33 protein-coding genes are annotated in these 20114 nt (G+C 54.2%); all 33 read left to right on the top strand.

What is annotated here, in order from left to right; genetic code table 11:
- The first annotated feature begins 107 nt into the window (after positions 1-107).
- The 33 genes from rpsL to KSS96_RS25650 all read left to right on the top strand — a co-directional run bounded on the left by rpsL (position 108) and on the right by KSS96_RS25650 (position 19979).
- Complete coding sequence (gene rpsL / locus KSS96_RS25810; RefSeq protein WP_002555494.1) at positions 108-479, top strand: 30S ribosomal protein S12; 372 nt, start codon at positions 108-110, stop codon at positions 477-479.
- 118 nt (positions 480-597) lie between these two features.
- On the top strand, positions 598-1068 hold the full coding sequence (gene rpsG / locus KSS96_RS25805) for a 30S ribosomal protein S7 (RefSeq protein ID WP_002555493.1): 471 nt from the start codon (positions 598-600) through the stop codon (positions 1066-1068).
- Positions 1069-1098: 30 nt separating this feature from the next.
- The gene (gene fusA / locus KSS96_RS25800) at positions 1099-3204 is read left to right on the top strand and encodes an elongation factor G (RefSeq protein WP_017525957.1); all 2106 of its coding nucleotides are present in this window, start codon (positions 1099-1101) and stop codon (positions 3202-3204) included.
- Between the two features lie 30 nt (positions 3205-3234).
- Positions 3235-4428 (top strand): elongation factor Tu, encoded by a 1194-nt coding sequence (gene tuf, locus KSS96_RS25795; protein WP_003176426.1) that lies wholly within the window; start codon positions 3235-3237, stop codon positions 4426-4428.
- 158 nt (positions 4429-4586) lie between these two features.
- Positions 4587-4898 (top strand): 30S ribosomal protein S10, encoded by a 312-nt coding sequence (gene rpsJ / locus KSS96_RS25790; RefSeq protein ID WP_003186070.1) that lies wholly within the window; start codon positions 4587-4589, stop codon positions 4896-4898.
- A gap of 81 nt (positions 4899-4979) precedes the next feature.
- Positions 4980-5615 (top strand): 50S ribosomal protein L3, encoded by a 636-nt coding sequence (rplC, locus tag KSS96_RS25785; protein WP_003194649.1) that lies wholly within the window; start codon positions 4980-4982, stop codon positions 5613-5615.
- 12 nt (positions 5616-5627) lie between these two features.
- Positions 5628-6230, top strand: coding sequence for a 50S ribosomal protein L4 (rplD, locus tag KSS96_RS25780; RefSeq protein WP_003176424.1), 603 nt, complete (start codon positions 5628-5630; stop codon positions 6228-6230).
- Positions 6227-6526 carry a 50S ribosomal protein L23 gene (rplW, locus tag KSS96_RS25775; RefSeq protein ID WP_002555488.1) on the top strand — a complete coding sequence of 100 codons (300 nt, stop codon included), beginning with the start codon at positions 6227-6229 and terminating at the stop codon, positions 6524-6526. The genes rplD and rplW overlap by 4 nt, the downstream gene beginning before the upstream one ends.
- A gap of 14 nt (positions 6527-6540) precedes the next feature.
- Positions 6541-7365, top strand: coding sequence for a 50S ribosomal protein L2 (gene rplB, locus KSS96_RS25770; RefSeq protein WP_003176423.1), 825 nt, complete (start codon positions 6541-6543; stop codon positions 7363-7365).
- Between the two features lie 16 nt (positions 7366-7381).
- Positions 7382-7657, top strand: coding sequence for a 30S ribosomal protein S19 (gene rpsS / locus KSS96_RS25765; RefSeq protein WP_003232420.1), 276 nt, complete (start codon positions 7382-7384; stop codon positions 7655-7657).
- Between the two features lie 11 nt (positions 7658-7668).
- The gene (gene rplV, locus KSS96_RS25760; RefSeq protein WP_003103908.1) at positions 7669-8001 is read left to right on the top strand and encodes a 50S ribosomal protein L22; all 333 of its coding nucleotides are present in this window, start codon (positions 7669-7671) and stop codon (positions 7999-8001) included.
- A 13-nt stretch (positions 8002-8014) separates the two neighbouring features.
- Entirely contained in the window at positions 8015-8701 is a 687-nt protein-coding gene (gene rpsC / locus KSS96_RS25755) for a 30S ribosomal protein S3 (protein WP_003176422.1), read from the top strand.
- 12 nt (positions 8702-8713) lie between these two features.
- Positions 8714-9127 carry a 50S ribosomal protein L16 gene (gene rplP / locus KSS96_RS25750; protein WP_003232424.1) on the top strand — a complete coding sequence of 138 codons (414 nt, stop codon included), beginning with the start codon at positions 8714-8716 and terminating at the stop codon, positions 9125-9127.
- Complete coding sequence (gene rpmC, locus KSS96_RS25745; protein ID WP_002555481.1) at positions 9127-9318, top strand: 50S ribosomal protein L29; 192 nt, start codon at positions 9127-9129, stop codon at positions 9316-9318. Before rplP ends, rpmC begins: the two co-directional genes overlap by 1 nt.
- A 2-nt stretch (positions 9319-9320) precedes the next feature.
- Positions 9321-9587 (top strand): 30S ribosomal protein S17, encoded by a 267-nt coding sequence (rpsQ, locus tag KSS96_RS25740; protein WP_003194644.1) that lies wholly within the window; start codon positions 9321-9323, stop codon positions 9585-9587.
- Between the two features lie 23 nt (positions 9588-9610).
- Positions 9611-9979 (top strand): 50S ribosomal protein L14, encoded by a 369-nt coding sequence (rplN, locus tag KSS96_RS25735; RefSeq protein ID WP_002555479.1) that lies wholly within the window; start codon positions 9611-9613, stop codon positions 9977-9979.
- 11 nt (positions 9980-9990) lie between these two features.
- Positions 9991-10305, top strand: a complete 315-nt coding sequence (gene rplX / locus KSS96_RS25730) for a 50S ribosomal protein L24 (RefSeq protein WP_007896770.1) — start codon at positions 9991-9993, stop codon at positions 10303-10305.
- 22 nt (positions 10306-10327) lie between these two features.
- Entirely contained in the window at positions 10328-10867 is a 540-nt protein-coding gene (gene rplE / locus KSS96_RS25725; protein WP_003194642.1) for a 50S ribosomal protein L5, read from the top strand.
- Positions 10868-10880: 13 nt separating this feature from the next.
- Positions 10881-11186, top strand: a complete 306-nt coding sequence (rpsN, locus tag KSS96_RS25720) for a 30S ribosomal protein S14 (protein ID WP_003176414.1) — start codon at positions 10881-10883, stop codon at positions 11184-11186.
- A gap of 208 nt (positions 11187-11394) precedes the next feature.
- Positions 11395-11787: a 30S ribosomal protein S8 gene (gene rpsH, locus KSS96_RS25715; RefSeq protein WP_003176413.1), complete on the top strand. Its 393-nt coding sequence runs from the start codon at positions 11395-11397 to the stop codon at positions 11785-11787.
- A 12-nt stretch (positions 11788-11799) separates the two neighbouring features.
- Positions 11800-12333 carry a 50S ribosomal protein L6 gene (gene rplF / locus KSS96_RS25710; RefSeq protein ID WP_003176412.1) on the top strand — a complete coding sequence of 178 codons (534 nt, stop codon included), beginning with the start codon at positions 11800-11802 and terminating at the stop codon, positions 12331-12333.
- Positions 12334-12343: 10 nt separating this feature from the next.
- Positions 12344-12694, top strand: a complete 351-nt coding sequence (gene rplR / locus KSS96_RS25705; protein ID WP_003186037.1) for a 50S ribosomal protein L18 — start codon at positions 12344-12346, stop codon at positions 12692-12694.
- 3 nt (positions 12695-12697) lie between these two features.
- Positions 12698-13198 carry a 30S ribosomal protein S5 gene (gene rpsE / locus KSS96_RS25700; protein WP_003186035.1) on the top strand — a complete coding sequence of 167 codons (501 nt, stop codon included), beginning with the start codon at positions 12698-12700 and terminating at the stop codon, positions 13196-13198.
- Positions 13199-13200: 2 nt separating this feature from the next.
- The gene (gene rpmD, locus KSS96_RS25695) at positions 13201-13377 is read left to right on the top strand and encodes a 50S ribosomal protein L30 (RefSeq protein ID WP_003176408.1); all 177 of its coding nucleotides are present in this window, start codon (positions 13201-13203) and stop codon (positions 13375-13377) included.
- A 3-nt stretch (positions 13378-13380) separates the two neighbouring features.
- Complete coding sequence (rplO, locus tag KSS96_RS25690) at positions 13381-13818, top strand: 50S ribosomal protein L15 (RefSeq protein ID WP_003176407.1); 438 nt, start codon at positions 13381-13383, stop codon at positions 13816-13818.
- Complete coding sequence (gene secY, locus KSS96_RS25685; RefSeq protein WP_003194637.1) at positions 13819-15147, top strand: preprotein translocase subunit SecY; 1329 nt, start codon at positions 13819-13821, stop codon at positions 15145-15147.
- A 28-nt stretch (positions 15148-15175) separates the two neighbouring features.
- The gene (rpmJ, locus tag KSS96_RS25680; RefSeq protein ID WP_002555468.1) at positions 15176-15292 is read left to right on the top strand and encodes a 50S ribosomal protein L36; all 117 of its coding nucleotides are present in this window, start codon (positions 15176-15178) and stop codon (positions 15290-15292) included.
- Between the two features lie 129 nt (positions 15293-15421).
- The gene (gene rpsM, locus KSS96_RS25675) at positions 15422-15778 is read left to right on the top strand and encodes a 30S ribosomal protein S13 (protein ID WP_003194635.1); all 357 of its coding nucleotides are present in this window, start codon (positions 15422-15424) and stop codon (positions 15776-15778) included.
- Between the two features lie 30 nt (positions 15779-15808).
- The gene (rpsK, locus tag KSS96_RS25670) at positions 15809-16198 is read left to right on the top strand and encodes a 30S ribosomal protein S11 (protein ID WP_002555466.1); all 390 of its coding nucleotides are present in this window, start codon (positions 15809-15811) and stop codon (positions 16196-16198) included.
- Positions 16199-16216: 18 nt separating this feature from the next.
- Positions 16217-16837: a 30S ribosomal protein S4 gene (rpsD, locus tag KSS96_RS25665; RefSeq protein ID WP_003176404.1), complete on the top strand. Its 621-nt coding sequence runs from the start codon at positions 16217-16219 to the stop codon at positions 16835-16837.
- Positions 16838-16859: 22 nt separating this feature from the next.
- Entirely contained in the window at positions 16860-17861 is a 1002-nt protein-coding gene (locus tag KSS96_RS25660) for a DNA-directed RNA polymerase subunit alpha (RefSeq protein ID WP_003176403.1), read from the top strand.
- A 41-nt stretch (positions 17862-17902) separates the two neighbouring features.
- Positions 17903-18289, top strand: a complete 387-nt coding sequence (gene rplQ / locus KSS96_RS25655; RefSeq protein WP_003176402.1) for a 50S ribosomal protein L17 — start codon at positions 17903-17905, stop codon at positions 18287-18289.
- A 244-nt stretch (positions 18290-18533) separates the two neighbouring features.
- Positions 18534-19979 carry a catalase gene (locus tag KSS96_RS25650; protein ID WP_068931681.1) on the top strand — a complete coding sequence of 482 codons (1446 nt, stop codon included), beginning with the start codon at positions 18534-18536 and terminating at the stop codon, positions 19977-19979.
- The last annotated feature ends 135 nt before the right edge of the window (positions 19980-20114 follow it).

Here is a 20114-nt window from a genome sequence, read left to right as displayed (position 1 = left end):
AGATCCTCTTTAGACTCTTGTACCCCTAAATTTGGCGGGAATTCGTTCCTGCCATTTTGCTTTTCTTGCAAGACAATAGCGTCGCAAGACAACAGTGGAGCTAGTAGATGGCAACTATCAACCAGCTGGTACGTCAGCCGCGTAAGCGTATCGTCGAGAAATCCGACGTGCCTGCGCTGCAGAACTGCCCGCAACGTCGTGGCGTATGCACTCGTGTGTATACCACCACGCCGAAAAAACCTAACTCGGCACTGCGTAAAGTATGCCGTGTGCGCCTGACCAACGGTTTCGAGGTTTCCTCGTACATCGGTGGTGAAGGTCACAACCTGCAAGAGCACAGCGTGGTACTGATCCGCGGCGGTCGTGTAAAAGACTTGCCAGGTGTTCGTTACCACACCGTACGCGGTTCCTTGGATACTTCCGGCGTTAAAGGTCGTAACCAGGGTCGTTCGAAGTACGGTACCAAGAAGCCTAAGTAGTAGCGGCTTTTTGTAAAACTGAATCATCTTATTTTCTGAGTCGATAAGAGTAAGGTCGGAGGCGTCCCGCAAGGGCACCGATTCCGAACGAACCTGAAGACCGTTTGAGGGCTTATCCATGCCAAGAAGACGCGTAGCAGCCAAGCGCGAAGTGCTTGACGATCCAAAATACGGAAGCCAAATCCTGGCCAAGTTCATGAACCACGTGATGGAAAGCGGCAAGAAAGCCGTTGCCGAGCGTATCGTTTATGGCGCGCTGGAAAAGGTTAAAGAACGCAAGAACAGCGACCCCCTGGAAATCTTCGAGAAAGCTCTCGACGCCATCGCTCCGCTGGTCGAAGTGAAGTCGCGCCGTGTAGGCGGTGCTACTTACCAGGTTCCGGTTGAAGTTCGTCCGTCCCGTCGTAACGCTCTGGCAATGCGCTGGTTGGTAGACTTCGCCCGTAAGCGCGGCGAGAAGTCTATGGCTCTGCGTTTGGCTGGCGAACTGTTGGACGCTGCTGAAGGTAAAGGTGCTGCTGTTAAGAAGCGTGAAGACGTGCACCGTATGGCTGAAGCTAACAAAGCTTTCTCGCACTACCGCTTCTAATCTTAGCTTCACTAATTTTGCGAGGGCTTTATGGCTCGTACTACTCCGATTAGCCGCTACCGTAACATCGGTATCGTTGCTCACGTGGATGCTGGTAAAACCACCACCACTGAGCGCGTACTGTTTTACACCGGCAAAAGTCACAAAATGGGCGAGGTGCATGACGGCGCCGCGACCACAGACTGGATGGTTCAGGAGCAGGAGCGTGGTATTACCATTACTTCTGCTGCTATTACCGCCTTCTGGAAAGGTTCCGAGAAGCAGTACAAAGACGAGCATCGCTTCAACGTAATCGATACCCCGGGCCACGTAGACTTCACCATTGAAGTTGAACGTTCTCTGCGCGTACTCGACGGCGCTGTCGTTGTGTTCTGCGGTACCTCGGGTGTTGAGCCTCAGTCGGAAACCGTATGGCGTCAAGCCAACAAATACGGCGTTCCACGTCTTGTTTACGTAAACAAGATGGACCGTGCTGGTGCCAACTTCCTGCGCGTGATCGGTCAGATCAAGCAGCGTCTGGGTCACACTCCGGTGCCAATCCAATTGGCGATCGGTTCCGAAGACAACTTCCAGGGTCAGATCGATCTGATCAACATGGAAGCTGTTTACTGGAACGACTCCGACAAAGGTATGGTTCCTGTTCGTAAGCCTATCCCTGCAGAGTTGCAGGAGCTGGCTGACGAGTGGCGTAACAACATGGTTGAGGCTGCTGCCGAAGCCAGCGAAGAGCTGATGAACAAGTACCTCGAAGGTGAAGAACTCACCAACGTGGAAATCAAGGCCGCTCTGCGTCAGCGTACTATTGCTGGCGAAATCGTCCTGGCTGTTTGCGGTTCTTCCTTCAAGAACAAGGGCGTTCCCCTGGTTCTCGACGCCGTTATCGACTACTTGCCTGCTCCAACCGACATTCCTGCTATCAAGGGTTCCAACCCTGATAACGAGGAAGAAGAGATGGAGCGTCACGCCGATGATAGCGAGCCGTTCTCGGCTCTGGCGTTCAAGATCGCTACCGACCCATTCGTGGGTACTTTGACCTTCGTCCGCGTTTACTCGGGCGTGTTGGCCTCCGGCGACGGCGTGATCAACTCGGTTAAAGGCAAGAAAGAGCGTGTGGGTCGTATGGTGCAAATGCACGCAAACGCCCGCGAAGAGATCAAGGAAGTACGCGCTGGTGACATCGCGGCCCTGATCGGCATGAAGGACGTCACCACTGGTGAGACTTTGTGCGACGCTGCCAAGCCAATCATCCTGGTTCGCATGGACTTCCCGGAGCCGGTTATTTCGGTTGCCGTAGAGCCTAAGACCAAGGATGACCAGGAAAAAATGGGTATCGCTCTGGGCAAGCTTGCTCAGGAAGATCCATCTTTCCGTGTCAAGACTGATGAAGAGACTGGTCAAACGATCATCTCCGGCATGGGCGAGCTGCACCTGGACATCCTGGTTGACCGGATGCGCCGTGAGTTCAACGTCGAAGCCAACATCGGTAAGCCTCAGGTTTCCTATCGTGAGCGCATCACGAAGAACTGTGAAATCGAAGGCAAGTTCGTTCGTCAGTCCGGCGGTCGTGGTCAGTTCGGTCACTGCTGGATCCGTTTTGCTCCTGCTGACGAAGGTCAGGAAGGTCTGCAATTCGTGAACGAAGTAGTGGGTGGTGTTGTTCCTAAGGAATACATCCCTGCTATCCAGAAGGGTATCGAAGAGCAGATGAAGAACGGTGTTGTTGCCGGCTATCCGCTGATCGGCCTGAAAGCAACCGTTTTTGACGGTTCTTACCACGACGTCGACTCCAACGAGATGGCGTTCAAGGTGGCTGCTTCCATGGCAACCAAGCAACTGGCCCAGAAGGGCGGTGGTGAGTTGCTTGAGCCAATCATGGCGGTAGAAGTTGTTACACCTGAAGACTATATGGGTGATGTCATGGGCGACCTTAACCGTCGTCGCGGCATGATCTTGGGTATGGAAGACACGGTTTCCGGCAAAGTGATTCGCGCCGAGGTTCCGTTGGGTGAGATGTTCGGTTATGCGACCGACGTTCGCTCCATGTCCCAGGGGCGCGCAAGCTACTCTATGGAATTCAAAAAATACAACACAGCTCCGGCGCACATCGCTGAAACTGTATCCAAAAAACAAGGCTGATTCAGTCCTTTAGGCAAGGAGTTAATTGTCGTGGCTAAAGAAAAATTTGATCGTTCCCTACCGCACGTCAACGTTGGCACCATCGGTCACGTTGACCACGGTAAAACCACTCTGACTGCTGCTCTGACTCGCGTTTGCTCCGAAGTATTCGGTTCTGCAATCGTTGATTTCGATAAAATCGACAGCGCACCAGAAGAAAAAGCTCGTGGTATCACCATCAACACCGCGCACGTTGAATACAACTCGCTGATCCGTCACTACGCTCACGTTGACTGCCCAGGTCACGCTGACTATGTGAAGAACATGATCACCGGTGCTGCCCAGATGGACGGCGCGATCCTGGTTTGCTCGGCCGCTGATGGTCCGATGCCACAAACCCGTGAGCACATCCTGCTGTCCCGTCAGGTAGGTGTTCCGTACATCGTGGTTTACCTGAACAAGGCTGACCTGGTAGACGACGCTGAGCTGCTGGAACTGGTTGAGATGGAAGTGCGCGATCTGCTGAGCACTTACGACTTCCCAGGCGACGACACTCCGATCATCATCGGTTCTGCTCGTATGGCTCTGGAAGGCAAAGATGACAACGAAATGGGCACCACGTCCGTTCGTAAACTGGTTGAAACTCTGGACAGCTACATCCCAGACCCAGTTCGTGTTATCGACAAGCCGTTCCTGATGCCAATCGAAGACGTATTCTCGATCTCTGGTCGCGGTACTGTTGTGACTGGTCGTATCGAGCGCGGTATCGTTAAGGTTCAAGATCCACTGGAAATCGTTGGTCTGCGTGACACTACCGTCACCACCTGCACCGGTGTTGAAATGTTCCGTAAGCTGCTCGACGAAGGTCGTGCTGGCGAGAACTGCGGCGTTCTGCTGCGTGGTACCAAGCGTGACGACGTTGAGCGTGGCCAGGTTCTGGTTAAGCCAGGTTCGGTTAAGCCGCACACCAAGTTCGAAGCTGAAGTGTACGTGCTGAGCAAAGAAGAAGGCGGTCGTCACACTCCGTTCTTCAAAGGCTACCGTCCACAGTTCTACTTCCGTACTACTGACGTGACTGGCAACTGCGAACTGCCGGAAGGCGTTGAGATGGTAATGCCGGGCGACAACATCAAAATGGTTGTTACCTTGATCAAAACCATCGCAATGGAAGACGGTCTGCGTTTCGCTATTCGCGAAGGCGGCCGTACCGTTGGTGCTGGCGTTGTAGCTAAAATCATCGAGTAATTATCTCTTTCGAGATAGCTCTTGGTTTTGAGAAGGCCCCCGCTTAGCGGGGGCCTTTTTTATTGGGTTGACACCTATCTGGGGCGTCTATAGAATTGCGCCTCCTTTTAACGGGCGTATTGCGCTCGCTGGGAATAGCAGCCGGAGTCTGAAATCCAATGCAAAATCAGCAAATCCGTATCAGGTTGAAGGCTTTTGACCATCGCCTGATCGACCAATCCACCCAGGAAATCGTGGAAACCGCGAAACGTACTGGTGCACAAGTGCGTGGTCCAATTCCACTGCCTACCCGTAAAGAGCGGTTCACCGTTCTGGTCTCCCCGCACGTCAACAAAGACGCGCGTGACCAGTACGAGATCCGTACTCATAAGCGCGTACTGGACATCGTCCAGCCAACGGATAAAACCGTTGATGCACTTATGAAGCTCGATCTGGCGGCCGGTGTGGAAGTACAGATCAGCCTCGGCTAAGACTTGGGTCTTAGTCGTGTAACGCTCTGAAATGGGCGGCCATAGCGGGTGAAAGCCCCGTACACTCATGAGGTTTACAACATGACTATTGGTGTAGTCGGTCGTAAATGCGGTATGACCCGTATTTTCACCGAAGAAGGTGTCTCCATTCCGGTCACGGTCATTGAGATCGAGCCGAATCGCGTCACCCAGTTCAAAACTGAAGAAACCGATGGCTATCGTGCAGTGCAAGTCACTGTAGGCGAGCGTCGTGCTTCGCGTGTGACTGCTGCTCAAGCGGGTCACTTCGCTAAAGCAAACGTTGCAGCTGGTCGCACTGTTATGGAGTTCCGTCTTGAAGACGGCGACTACCAGGCTGGCGATCTGATCAACGCTGAAATCTTCGCCGCTGGTCAACTGGTTGATGTAACCGGTCAGTCCAAGGGTAAAGGCTTCCAGGGTACGATCAAGCGTTGGAATTTCCGTGGCCAAGACAACACTCACGGTAACTCCGTCTCCCACCGCGTCCCGGGCTCTATTGGCCAGTGCCAGACTCCTGGTCGTGTATTCAAGGGCAAAAAAATGTCCGGTCATATGGGCGCTGAGCGCGTGACCGTGCAGTCCCTCGAAGTAGTGCGCGTCGACGCTGAACGCAATCTGTTGTTGGTCAAGGGTGCTGTTCCTGGCGCTACTGGCGGCAACCTGGTTGTACGTCCAGCGGCCAAGGCTCGCGGTTAAGGGGAAGCTGACATGCAATTAAATGTAAATGACGCTCAAGCGATCGAAGTTTCCGAACTGACATTTGGCGGCGAATTCAACGAGACGCTGGTTCACCAAGCAGTCGTGGCCTACATGGCCGGCGGCCGTCAAGGTAGCAAGCAGCAAAAGACCCGTTCCGACGTTCGTGGTGGCGGTAAGCGCCCTTGGCGTCAGAAAGGCACTGGCCGTGCTCGTGCCGGTACTATCCGTAGCCCAATCTGGCGTGGCGGCGGTACCACTTTCGCAGCTCGTCCACAGGATCACTCTCAGAAGCTCAACAAGAAGATGTACCGCGCAGCTCTGCGCTCCATCCTTGCTGAACTCGTGCGTACTGATCGTCTGGTCGTGGTTCAGGACTTCGCTGTTGAAAGTCCAAAAACCAAAGATCTGCTGGGCAAACTGAACAACATGAGCCTGACCGACGTTTTGATCGTGTCTGAAGCTGTTGATCAGAACCTGTACCTGGCTGCTCGCAACCTGCCACACGTTGATGTACGTGACGTGCAAGGTTCCGATCCAGTTAGTCTGATCGCATACGACAAGGTGTTGATCACCGTGTCGGCCGTGAAGAAATTCGAGGAGCTGCTGGGATGAACCAGGAACGCGTATTTAAAGTTCTGCTTGGCCCGCACGTTTCCGAAAAGGCTACGGTTCTGGCTGACAAGAAAGGCCAGTTCGTTTTCAAGGTTGCAACTGACGCAACCAAGCTGGAAATCAAGAAGGCCGTCGAAAGCCTGTTCAGCGTGAAAGTAGAGCGTGTTACTACCCTGAACGTTCTGGGTAAGAGCAAGCGCACTGCTCGCGGTCTGGGCAAGCGTAATGACTGGAAGAAGGCAGTTATCTCCCTTCAGCCAGGCCAAGATCTCGATTTCAGCAGCAGTGCTGAGTAAGGAAGGGGTGCATCATGGCAATCGTTAAATGCAAACCGACTTCCCCTGGCCGCCGTTTTGTGGTCAAGGTGGTCAACCAGGAGCTGCATAAAGGCGCTCCTCACGCACCGCTGCTCGAGAAAAAATCGAAGACTGGTGGTCGTAACAACAATGGTCGTATTACCACTCGTCACATCGGTGGTGGCCATAAGCAGCATTATCGTCTGGTCGACTTCCGTCGCAACGACAAAGATGGCATCTCTGCCACTGTCGAGCGTATTGAATACGATCCAAACCGTACTGCTCACATCGCTCTGCTGCTGTACGCAGATGGCGAGCGTCGCTACATCATCGCCCCTAAAGGCGTGAGCGCTGGCGACCAGCTGATCGCAGGTGCTCTGGCGCCGATCAAGCCGGGCAACGCTCTGCAGCTGCGTAACATTCCAGTTGGTAGCACCGTACACGGCATCGAATTGAAGCCAGGTAAAGGCGCGCAAATCGCTCGTTCCGCTGGTGCTTCGGCTCAGCTGATCGCTCGTGAAGGTGTCTACGTGACCCTGCGTCTGCGTTCTGGTGAGATGCGTAAAGTGCTGGCTGAATGCCGCGCGACCCTGGGTGAAGTCTCGAACTCCGAGCACAGCCTGCGTTCGCTGGGTAAAGCTGGTGCCAAACGCTGGCGTGGCGTTCGCCCAACCGTTCGTGGTGTTGCCATGAACCCGGTTGACCACCCACACGGTGGTGGTGAAGGTCGTACCTCTGGTGGTCGTCATCCGGTATCGCCATGGGGCTTCCCGACTAAGGGCGCGAAGACTCGTGGTAATAAGCGTACCGACAAAATGATCGTCCGTCGTCGCAAGTAAATAGAGGGATACGACAGTGCCACGTTCTCTGAAAAAAGGTCCTTTTATTGATCTTCACCTACTGAAGAAGATCGAAGTGGCGGCGGAAAAGAACGATCGCAAACCGGTGAAAACCTGGTCGCGCCGTTCGATGATCCTGCCACAAATGGTCGGTTTGACCATCGCTGTACACAACGGTCGTCTGCACGTCCCAGTTCTCGTGAACGAAGACATGGTTGGCCACAAACTGGGCGAGTTCGCCGGTACCCGCACTTATCGTGGGCACGTGGCTGACAAGAAAGCCAAGCGTTAAGGGGTTAGGAAATGGAAGTAGCCGCTAAGTTGTCGGGCGCTCGAATCTCCGCCCAGAAAGCCCGCTTGGTCGCCGACCAGATCCGCGGGAAGAAGGTGGGCGAAGCGCTCAACCTGTTGGCTTTCAGCAGTAAGAAAGCCGCCGAGATCATGAAGAAAGTGCTGGAGTCGGCCGTAGCCAACGCCGAGCATAACGAAGGCGCAGACGTTGATGACCTGAAGGTCAGCACCGTTTTCGTCAACGAAGGGCGTTCGCTGAAGCGCATCATGCCACGTGCCAAAGGCCGTGCTGATCGCATCGTCAAGCGGTCTTGCCATATCACTGTCAAGGTTGCTGACAAGTAACGGAGTCGAAGAGATGGGTCAGAAAGTACATCCCATTGGCATTCGCCTGGGAATCGTCAAGGAGCACACCTCCGTCTGGTACGCAGACGGTCGGACTTATGCGGACTACTTGTTCGCTGATCTGAAGGTGCGTGAGTATCTCCAAGACAAACTAAAAAGCGCGTCCGTAAGCCGTATCGATATCCATCGTCCGGCCCAAACTGCACGTATCACCATCCACACCGCTCGTCCAGGTATCGTTATCGGGAAGAAAGGTGAAGATGTTGAGAAACTGCGTCAGGACCTGACCAAGCAAATGGGTGTGCCTGTGCACATCAATATCGAAGAGATCCGTAAGCCGGAACTCGACGGTATGCTGGTTGCGCAGAGCGTAGCTCAGCAGCTGGAGCGTCGCGTAATGTTCCGTCGCGCTATGAAGCGCGCTGTACAGAACGCCATGCGCATTGGTGCCAAAGGCATCAAAATCCAAGTGAGCGGTCGTCTCGGCGGTGCTGAAATCGCACGTACTGAATGGTATCGCGAAGGTCGTGTGCCACTGCACACCCTGCGTGCCGACATCGACTATGCCAACTACGAAGCTCACACCACTTATGGTGTGATCGGTGTAAAGGTTTGGATCTTCAAAGGCGAAGTAATTGGTGGTCGCCAAGAAGAACTGAAACCACAAGCACCAGCGCCTCGTAAAAAAGCTGCTAAGTAAGGGGTACGCCAAATGTTGCAACCAAAGCGTACGAAGTTCCGCAAGCAGATGACAGGCCACAACCGTGGTCTGGCTCAGCGCGGTAGCAAAGTCAGCTTCGGCGAGTTCGCGCTGAAGTCTGTAGCTCGTGGTCGTCTCACCGCTCGTCAGATCGAGTCAGCGCGTCGTGCACTGACCCGTCACGTTAAACGTGGCGGCAAGATCTGGATCCGTGTATTCCCGGACAAGCCGATCTCCAAAAAACCTCTCGAGGTTCGGATGGGTAAAGGTAAGGGTAACGTGGAATACTGGGTAGCCCAGATTCAGCCAGGCAAAGTCCTGTATGAAATCGAGGGTGTAACTGAAGAGCTGGCGCGTGAGGCTTTTGCCCTGGCTGCTGCAAAGCTGCCGCTCGCCACCGCCTTTGTTAAACGGACGGTGATGTGATGAAAGCGAATGAACTTCGTGAAAAATCCGCACAGCAGCTGAACGAGCAACTGCTCGGCCTGCTGCGCGACCAGTTCAATCTGCGTATGCAGAAAGCAACTGGCCAGTTGGGGCAGTCTCATCTGCTCTCGCAAGTTAAGCGTGACATTGCTCGCGTGAAGACTGTGCTCAACCAGCAGGCAGGTAAGTGATCATGGCTGAAGCCGAAAAGACTGTCCGTACGCTGACTGGCCGTGTTGTCAGCGACAAGATGGACAAAACCATCACCGTTCTGATCGAGCGTCGCGTTAAGCACCCGATCTACGGTAAATATGTTAAGCGTTCGACTAAGCTGCACGCGCACGACGAAACCAATCAGTGCCACATCGGCGACAAAGTCACTATTCGTGAAACTCGTCCGATGGCCAAGACCAAGTCTTGGGCGCTGGTTGATGTTCTCGAACGCGCTGTGGAAGTCTAAGGACTAGGGGTCGGAGAAATTATATGATTCAGACTCAATCCATGCTCGATGTGGCCGATAACAGCGGCGCTCGCCGTGTTATGTGCATCAAGGTGCTGGGTGGCTCCCATCGTCGTTACGCTGGTATCGGTGACATCATCAAAGTTACCGTCAAGGAAGCAATTCCTCGCGGTAAAGTGAAAAAAGGCCAAGTGATGACTGCTGTTGTAGTCCGCACTCGTCACGGCGTACGCCGTGCAGATGGCTCCATTATCCGCTTTGACGGCAACGCTGCTGTTCTTCTGAACAACAAGCAAGAGCCGATCGGCACCCGTATCTTTGGGCCAGTGACCCGTGAACTTCGTACTGAGAAGTTCATGAAGATCGTCTCGCTCGCCCCAGAAGTGCTGTAAGGAGATCCGACATGCAAAAGATTCGTCGTGACGACGAGATCATCGTGATCGCCGGCAAAGACAAAGGTAAGCGCGGTAAGGTGCTGAAGGTTCTCGCTGATGACCGTCTGGTCGTTGGTGGTCTGAACCTGGTCAAGCGTCATACCAAGCCTAACCCGATGTCGGGCGTACAGGGCGGTATCGTCGAAAAAGAAGCGCCACTGCACGCTTCTAACGTCGCCATTTTCAACGGCGAAACCAACAAGGCTGATCGTGTTGGTTTCAAAGTAGAAGACGGTAAGAAAATTCGTGTCTTCAAGTCGACCCAAAAAGCGGTTGATGCTTGAACACTGCTAGGTAGATAAGACCATGGCACGACTACAAGAGATTTACCGGAAGGAAATCGCCCCCAAGCTTAAGGAAGAACTTAAGCTCGGGAACGTGATGGAAGTTCCGCGCGTTACCAAAATCACCCTGAACATGGGTCTGGGCGAAGCGATCGGCGACAAAAAAGTCATCGAGCACGCTGTTGCTGACCTGGAAAAGATCACCGGCCAGAAAGTCGTTGTGACCTACGCTCGGAAATCCATCGCTGGCTTTAAAGTCCGTGAAGGTTGGCCGATCGGCGTCAAAGTGACCCTGCGCCGTGAGCGTATGTACGAATTCCTGGATCGTCTGCTGTCGATCTCCCTGCCTCGGGTTCGCGACTTCCGCGGCCTGAATGCCAAGTCCTTCGATGGTCGTGGTAACTACAGCATGGGCGTGAAAGAGCAGATCATCTTCCCGGAAATCGACTACGACAAGATCGATGCTCTCCGCGGTCTGGACATCACCCTGACCACCACTGCCAAGAACGATGATGAAGGTCGCGCCCTGTTGCGTGCTTTCAAATTCCCGTTCCGCAACTGATTGGAGTAGGACCATGGCCAAGATGAGCATGAAAAATCGCGAGCTGAAGCGTCAGCTCACGGTTGCCAAGTACGCCAAAAAGCGTGCAGCACTGAAAGCAATCATCGTTGATCTGAACGCAAGTCCAGAAGCGCGTTGGGAAGCTACAGTTGCCCTGCAGAAGCAGCCACGTGACGCAAGCGCCTCGCGCATGCGTAACCGCTGCCGCCTGACTGGTCGTCCGCACGGTGTTTACCGCAAGTTCGGCCTCGGCCGTAACAAGCTGCGTGAAGCGGCAATGCGTGGTGACGTACCAGGTCTGGTTAAAGCCAGCTGGTAAGTACTTTCAACGTCCAGGTGGTCTGAATCGAAAGATACTGACCACCGGTGACCTTGAATCTGGAACAAGCCCCTTTTGGGGCTTGTTTCATTTCCGGAGTGTGTCTAGAATACCCGGCTCGCCTGAGCCCGTGTTTTCTATGCTCGGAGATTCTCGGCGACATATGTAGCCGTAAGGCTAATTTTTTTGTATTAGGAGCGTCTAGCCCATGAGTATGCAGGACCCGTTAGCGGACATGCTAACTCGTATCCGTAATGCCCAGATGGCTGAAAAGTCCGTCGTAAGCATGCCATCTTCCAAGTTGAAGGTAGCTGTTGCCAAAGTCCTGAAAGACGAAGGCTACATTGCGGGTTATCAGATCAGCAGCGAAATCAAACCACTGCTGTCCATCGAGCTGAAGTACTTCGAAGGCCGTTCGGTCATCGAGGAAGTGAAGCGCGTTAGCCGTCCAGGCCTGCGTCAGTACAAGTCCGCTGAAGATCTGCCGAAAGTTCGTGGCGGTCTGGGCGTGTCTATCGTCTCCACCAACAAAGGTGTGATGACGGATCGTGCTGCGCGCGCTGCCGGTGTCGGCGGCGAAGTTCTTTGCACTGTGTTCTAAGGGGGGATAAGCATGTCTCGCGTCGCTAAGAACCCCGTTAAGCTGCCAGCCGGTGTCGAAGTCAAATTCGCAGGCCAACAGCTTTCGGTGAAGGGTGCCAAGGGCACTCTTGAACTGAACATCCATTCGTCCGTTGAGATCGTTGAAGAAGCTGGTGAGCTGCGTTTCGCTGCTCGCAATGGCGATCAACAAACTCGCGCAATGGCCGGTACCACGCGTGCGTTGGTAAACAACATGGTCCAAGGCGTAAGCCAAGGCTTCGAGCGTAAGCTCCAGCTGGTCGGTGTTGGTTACAAAGCGCAAGCAAAAGGCACGGTTTTGAACCTGGCCCTTGGCTTCTCGCACCCAGTGGATTACGAACTGCCGGAAGGCATCACCGCTGAGACCCCTAGCCAAACCGATATCCTGATCAAGGGTATTGATAAGCAGCTGGTAGGTCAGGTGGCCGCTGAGATCCGCGACTTCCGTCCACCAGAGCCGTACAAAGGCAAAGGTGTGCGCTACGCGGACGAAGTCGTCCGTCGTAAAGAAGCCAAGAAGAAGTAGGGCATAGCAAATGACCGACAAAAAAGTTACTCGACTGCGTCGCGCTCGCAAAGCACGCCTGAAAATGCACGAACTCGAAGTCGTGCGTCTCTGCGTGTTCCGCTCGTCGCAGCACATCTACGCCCAGGTCATCTCGGCCGACGGCAACAAAGTTCTGGCAAGTGCCTCGACTTTGGATAAAGAACTGCGTGATGGTGCCACTGGCAACATCGACGCGGCCACAAAGGTTGGCCAGCTGGTCGCTACGCGTGCTAAGGCCGCTGGCGTCTCGCAAGTGGCTTTCGACCGCTCTGGCTTCAAGTACCATGGCCGCGTTAAAGCGCTGGCTGATGCTGCTCGTGAAGCTGGGCTGGAGTTCTAAGTTATGTCAAATAACGACCAAAAGCGCGACGAAGGCTACATTGAGAAGCTGGTTCAAGTTAACCGCGTAGCCAAAACCGTTAAAGGCGGCCGTATCTTCACTTTCACCGCGTTGACCGTGGTGGGTGATGGTAAAGGGCGTGTTGGCTTCGGCCGTGGCAAGTCGCGTGAAGTGCCTGCTGCGATCCAGAAGGCAATGGAAGCTGCTCGTCGCAACATGATCCAAGTTGATCTGAACGGCACCACTCTGCAGTACGCAATGAAATCCGCCCATGGCGCTTCGAAGGTGTACATGCAGCCTGCTTCTGAAGGTACCGGTATCATCGCTGGCGGCGCTATGCGTGCTGTTCTCGAAGTTGCTGGCGTTCAGAACGTTCTGGCCAAGTGCTACGGCTCGACTAACCCAGTAAACGTGGTTCACGCCACTTTCAAGGGTTTGAAAGCTATGCAATCTCCTGAATCCATTGCCGCCAAGCGTGGCAAAAGCGTCAAGGAGATCTTCTGATCATGGCTACCGTTAAAGTAACGCTGATCAAAAGCATGACCGGTCGCATCCCTAACCACAAATTGTGCGTTAAGGGTTTGGGTCTGCGTCGCATCGGTCACACTGTAGAAGTCCAGGATACTCCCGAGAATCGCGGGATGATCAACAAGGCTTACTACATGCTGCGTGTCGAGGGTTAATCGATGAAACTCAATGATCTGAGTCCAGCGCCGGGTTCCCGTCGTGAAAAGCATCGTCCGGGCCGTGGTATCGGTAGCGGTTTGGGTAAGACTGGTGGCCGTGGCCACAAAGGTCAAACCTCCCGCTCCGGTGGCACCATTGCTCCAGGCTTTGAAGGCGGTCAACAGCCGCTGCATCGTCGCCTGCCTAAGTTCGGTTTCGTATCCCTGAAAGCCATGGACCGCGCAGAAGTGCGTCTGTCCGAGCTGGCTAAAGTGGAAGGCGACATCGTTACTGTGCAGACCCTGAAAGATGCCAACGTGATCAACGTCAACGTACAACGTGTGAAAATCATGTTGTCCGGTGAAGTGACTCGCGCTGTCACTATCGGCAAGGGAATCGGCGCCACCAAAGGTGCGCGTTCGGCTATCGAAGCAGCTGGCGGCAAGTTCGAGGAATAAATGGCTAAGCAAGGTGCTCTCTCAGCGCTCGGCAAAGGCGGTATGTCTGAACTTTGGGCTCGTCTGCGTTTTCTGTTCCTGGCGATTATCGTCTACCGAATAGGCGCACACATCCCGGTTCCAGGTATCAACCCGGACCGACTCGCAGACCTGTTTCGACAGAATGAGGGGACCATTCTTAGCTTGTTCAACATGTTTTCCGGTGGCGCGCTGGAACGGATGAGCATCTTTGCGTTGGGGATCATGCCGTACATCTCGGCATCGATCATCATGCAGTTGATGACCGCCGTCAGTCCGCAACTGGAGCAGTTGAAGAAGGAAGGTGAAGCTGGTCGTCGCAAGATTAGCCAGTACACCCGCTACGGCACTGTCGTCCTCGCCCTGGTCCAAGCTATCGGCATGTCCGTTGGCTTGGCCGGGCAGGGCGTTGCGTTCACTGGTGACTTTGGCTTCCATTTCGTCGCGGTATCCACGTTTGTGGCTGGTGCGATGTTCATGATGTGGCTGGGTGAGCAGATTACTGAGCGTGGTGTTGGCAACGGTATCTCGATGTTGATTTTCGCAGGTATCGTCGCCGGTCTTCCGAGAGCGATAGGGCAGTCTTTCGAGTCTGCGCGTCAGGGTGATATCAACATTTTCGCCTTGGTTGCCATCGGTTTGCTGGCAGTAGCGATTATCGGTTTTGTGGTGTTCATTGAGCGTGGTCAGCGTCGTATTGCTGTTCACTACGCCAAGCGTCAGCAGGGCCGTAAGGTTTTTGCCGCGCAGACCAGCCACTTGCCGCTGAAAGTGAATATGGCCGGTGTTATTCCGGCAATTTTCGCGAGCAGCATTTTGCTGTTTCCGGCTTCGTTGGGTACCTGGTTTGGTCAGTCTGAAAATATGGGCTGGCTGCAGGACCTCTCTCAGTCGATCGCTCCTGGTCAGCCGTTGAATATTCTGCTGTTTAGTGCAGGGATTATTTTCTTCTGCTTCTTCTATACGGCGTTGATGTTCAATCCGAAAGACGTAGCGGAAAACCTGAAGAAGTCCGGTGCCTTTATTCCGGGCATTCGTCCAGGTGAGCAGTCTGCACGCTACATTGATGGCGTTCTGACCCGTTTAACCCTGTTCGGTGCTCTATATATGACGGCCGTGTGCTTGTTGCCCCAGTTCCTGGTGGTTGCAGCAAACGTTCCGTTCTACCTTGGCGGGACCTCGTTGCTGATCGTCGTCGTGGTTGTGATGGACTTCATGTCCCAAGTACAATCGCACCTCGTTTCGCACCAGTACGAATCCCTGATGAAGAAAGCCAACCTGAAGGGCTACGGCAGCGGCATGTTGCGCTGAGTACCCCATAAGGTTCGAGGAGTTGGTGATGAAAGTTCGTGCATCGGTGAAAAAGCTGTGCCGTAACTGCAAGATTATTCGCCGCGAAGGTGTTGTTCGAGTAATTTGCAGCGCGGAACCGCGTCACAAACAGCGCCAAGGCTGAGTGTGATCCGCTTGAAGCCCGGCAGCTAGTGCGCTGCCGGGTTGATTATTTGTTATTACAGCGATATTATCTCGCGCCCTATTTCTTGGCTTCCGGGGCGTAGGTAGCTGTCAATTGGAGTCCCACTGAATGGCCCGTATTGCAGGCGTTAACATTCCAGATAACAAGCACACTGTTATCTCGCTGACCTACATCTATGGTGTTGGTCGCACTACTGCGCAGAAAATTTGCGCAGTTGCTGGGGTAAACCCAGCCGCTAAGATCAAGGATCTGAGCGACGAGCAGATTGAACAGCTGCGTGGCGAAGTGGCGAAGTTCACCACTGAAGGTGACCTGCGTCGCGAAATCAACATGAAAATCAAGCGTTTGATGGACCTCGGTTGCTATCGCGGTCTGCGTCATCGTCGTGGTCTTCCAGTACGCGGTCAGCGTACCAAGACTAACGCGCGTACCCGTAAAGGTCCGCGTAAGCCGATCCGCAAGTAATCGCCCCAGCGAATCGACAGGAAAATTATCATGGCAAAACCTGCTGCTCGTCCTCGTAAAAAAGTTAAAAAGACAGTGGTTGATGGCATCGCCCACATCCATGCATCTTTTAACAACACCATCGTGACCATCACCGACCGTCAAGGTAACGCGCTTTCTTGGGCTACCTCCGGTGGTTCGGGTTTCCGCGGTTCCCGCAAGTCCACCCCGTTTGCTGCTCAAGTAGCTGCTGAACGTGCTGGTCAAGCTGCGCTGGAATACGGCCTGAAAAACCTCGACGTTAACGTCAAAGGTCCAGGTCCAGGTCGTGAGTCTGCTGTCCGTGCTTTGAACGGCTGTGGCTATAAGATCGCCAGCATCACCGACGTGACGCCAATCCCGCACAACGGGTGCCGTCCGCCGAAGAAGCGCCGCGTGTAATCCAGGAGATTGTAAAGAATGGCTCGTTACATTGGTCCAAAATGCAAACTCGCTCGTCGCGAAGGCACCGATCTCTTCCTGAAGAGCGGCGTGCGCGCGATCGAATCGAAGTGCAACATTGAAGCAGCACCTGGTATCCACGGCCAACGCCGCGGTCGCCAGTCCGATTACGGCACCCAACTGCGTGAAAAGCAGAAGGTCCGTCGTATCTACGGCGTTCTCGAGCGTCAGTTCAGCGGCTACTACAAAGAAGCTGCTGGCAAGAAAGGTGCAACCGGTGAAAACCTGCTGCAACTGCTCGAATGCCGTCTGGACAACGTTGTATACCGTATGGGCTTTGGTTCTACTCGTGCCGAATCCCGTCAGCTGGTATCGCACAAGTCGATCAGCGTTAACGGTCAGACCGTAAACGTTCCGTCCTACCAGGTTCGTGCTGGTGACGTGGTCGCAGTTCGCGAGAAAGCTAAAAACCAACTTCGCATTGTCCAAGCTCTCGATCTGTGTGCCCAACGTGGCCGCGTAGAATGGGTAGAAGTAGACACTGAGAAGAAGTCGGGCGTTTTCAAGAACGTTCCAGCTCGCAGTGATCTGTCCGCCGACATCAACGAAAGCCTGATTGTCGAGCTCTACTCCAAGTAAGGGCTAGAAAATAGGTGCATCCATGCAGATTTCGGTAAATGAGTTCCTGACACCCCGCCACATTGATGTGCAGGTTGTCAGTCCAACCCGCGCCAAGATCACTCTCGAGCCTCTCGAGCGTGGTTTTGGCCACACCCTGGGCAACGCGCTGCGCCGCATCCTGTTGTCCTCAATGCCCGGCTGTGCAGTAGTCGAGGCCGAGATTGACGGTGTGCTCCACGAGTACAGCGCCATCGAAGGTGTACAGGAAGACGTAATTGAAATCCTGTTGAACCTTAAAGGTCTGGCTATCAAGCTGCACGGCCGTGACGAAGTTACGCTGACCTTGTCGAAGAAGGGTTCGGGGGTGGTTACCGCTGCCGATATTCAGCTGGATCATGATGTCGAGATCGTTAACCCCGATCACGTAATCGCTAACCTGGCGTCTAACGGCGCCCTGAACATGAAGCTCACTGTAGCTCGTGGTCGTGGTTATGAACCGGCCGACTCGCGTCAGAGCGATGAAGACGAAAGCCGCAGCATTGGTCGCTTGCAGCTTGACTCTTCGTTCAGCCCGGTTCGCCGTATCGCATACGTGGTGGAAAACGCCCGTGTCGAACAGCGTACTAACCTGGACAAGCTGGTTATTGATCTGGAAACCAACGGTACTCTGGATCCTGAAGAGGCTATTCGCCGCGCTGCAACCATTCTGCAACAGCAGTTGGCTGCGTTCGTCGACCTCAAAGGTGACAGCGAACCAGTGGTAATCGAGCAGGAAGACGAGATCGATCCGATCCTGCTTCGCCCGGTTGACGATCTGGAACTGACTGTACGTTCGGCTAACTGCCTTAAGGCGGAAAACATTTACTACATCGGTGACCTGATTCAGCGTACCGAAGTAGAACTGTTGAAGACTCCGAACCTGGGCAAGAAATCCTTGACTGAAATCAAGGACGTTCTGGCCTCCCGCGGTCTGTCCCTCGGCATGCGCCTCGACAACTGGCCGCCTGCAAGTCTTAAGAAGGACGACAAGGCGACTGCCTGATCGTCGTAATCACCGAACGTGAGTTTGGTAAGGAATGAACCATGCGTCATCGTAAAAGTGGTCGTCACCTGAGCCGTACCAGCTCGCACCGCAAGGCCATGTTTCAAAACATGGCGGTGTCGCTGTTCGAGCACGAGCTGATCAAAACTACACTGCCGAAAGCTAAAGAACTGCGTCGCGTTGCTGAGCCGCTGATCACTTTGGCCAAGACAGACAGCCTGGCTAACCGCCGTCTGGCTTTCGACCGTACTCGTTCGAAAGCTATCGTTGGTAAGCTCTTCAACGACCTGGGCAAGCGTTACGCTACCCGTGAGGGTGGCTACCTGCGCATCCTCAAGTGCGGTTTCCGCGCTGGTGACAACGCGCCTATGGCGTACGTTGAGTTGGTTGATCGTGCTACTGCCGGCGAAGCTGTAAGCGCCGAGTAAGACGACAAGCTGTAACGAAGAACCGGGCCTTAGTGCCCGGTTTTTTGTGGGCGATAGAAAAGCCATCTATATTATTCGGGTCGCTACCGGTTCTCTTTTAAGCAGACGCTATTCGCCCTGACGGGTAATTAGTTATTTTCTATCAAAGCCCATAATTTAATGCATTTGATGGTGTCATCTTGATGGTCAATACTCCCTCCAAGCCGATAGCCGGCAGTTAAGCCTGACCTGAGGAAGATTGAGCATGAGCCTGAAAACGCTTACGACCGCCAGTGGCGCTCCCGTTGCTGACAACCAGAACTCCCGCACTGCTGGCCCGCGCGGCCCGTTGCTGCTTGATGACTTTCATCTGATTGAAAAGCTTGCGCACTTCAACCGCGAAAACATTCCTGAGCGTCGTGTGCACGCCAAGGGTTCAGGTGCCTACGGAACGTTCACCGTTACACGCGACATCACTCAATACACACGTGCCAAGTTGTTCGAGACCGTTGGTAAACAAACGCCAACGTTCCTGCGCTTCTCTACCGTGGGTGGTGAGCGTGGTTCGGCAGACACTGCGCGTGACCCGCGGGGCTTCGCTTTGAAGTTCTATACCGAAGAAGGTAACTGGGACATCGTTGGCAATAACACCCCGGTATTCTTCATCCGCGATCCGCTCAAATTTCCCGATTTCATCCACACCCAGAAGCGACTGCCGCAGAGCAACCTTGGCAGTAACCAAGCCAAATGGGACTTCTGGTCACACTCGCCCGAGGCGCTGCATCAGATCACCATTCTGTTTTCGGACCGCGGTATCCCCGACGGCTACCGTCATATGCACGGCTTTGGTAGCCACACCTACAGCCTGATCAACGCTAAGGGTGAGCGTCATTGGGTGAAGTGGCACTACAAAACCAAACAAGGCATCAAGAACCTGGCGCCAGATGTGGCTGCGCGCTTGGCCGGTACCGATCCTGATTACGCTCAACGCGACCTGTTTGCTGCGATTGAGCGCGGCGACTTTCCGAAATGGAGTGTCAATATCCAAATCATGACCGAGGCTCAGGCTGCCGCTCACTATGAGAACCCCTTCGATGTGACCAAGACCTGGTCGCAGCAGGAGTTCCCACTGATCGAAGTCGGCGAGTTGGAGCTGAATCGCAATCCCTTGAATTATTTTGCCGAGGTCGAGCAGGCTACATTTGGCCCAAGCAACATGGTGCCTGGTGTTGGGTTGTCGCCGGATCGCATGCTGCAAGGTCGCGTGTTTGCCTATGCTGATGCACACCGCTATCGCGTAGGGACCAATCACCAGCAACTGCCGGTGAACGCCCCGCGAAGCCCGGTGAACAGCTATCAGCGTGACGGCTCCATGGCATTTGGTAGCAATGGCGCAGCTGCACCAAATTATGAGCCTAACAGTTACGCTGATGCTCCAAAGCAGGCACCCCAGTATGCAGAGCCGCCCCTGCCGTTGAACGGTGCAGCAGACCGGTATGATCAACGTGAAGACACCGATTACTACAGCCATGCAGGTGCGCTGTACCGGTTGATGGATGATGCCCAGAAAGCTCTGCTGGTCAGCAACATCGCCGGTGCGATGGAAGGCGTCACCAGCGCAGTGGTACAGGTCCAACTGCAACACTTCTACAAGGCCGACCCGGCTTATGGAGAAGCAATCGCAAAGGCGCTGGGTGTAACGCTTAGCTGACTCTAAACGAGAAGCAGAACCGCCCTCATTTGGGCGGTTTTTGCGTTATTTCAGCTACTTTTCTCCGGAAATCTGCACTTTTATGCCGTTGATCCCGTGACCTCCGAGTCATGATGGTTCAAACTACAGGCTTTC

Source organism: Pseudomonas asgharzadehiana (assembly GCF_019139815.1).
Classification (GTDB): Bacteria; Pseudomonadota; Gammaproteobacteria; order Pseudomonadales; family Pseudomonadaceae; genus Aquipseudomonas; species Aquipseudomonas asgharzadehiana.
The sequence above is the reverse complement of the archived record's forward strand: the minus strand, read 5'-3'. Positions and strand labels throughout refer to the sequence as shown.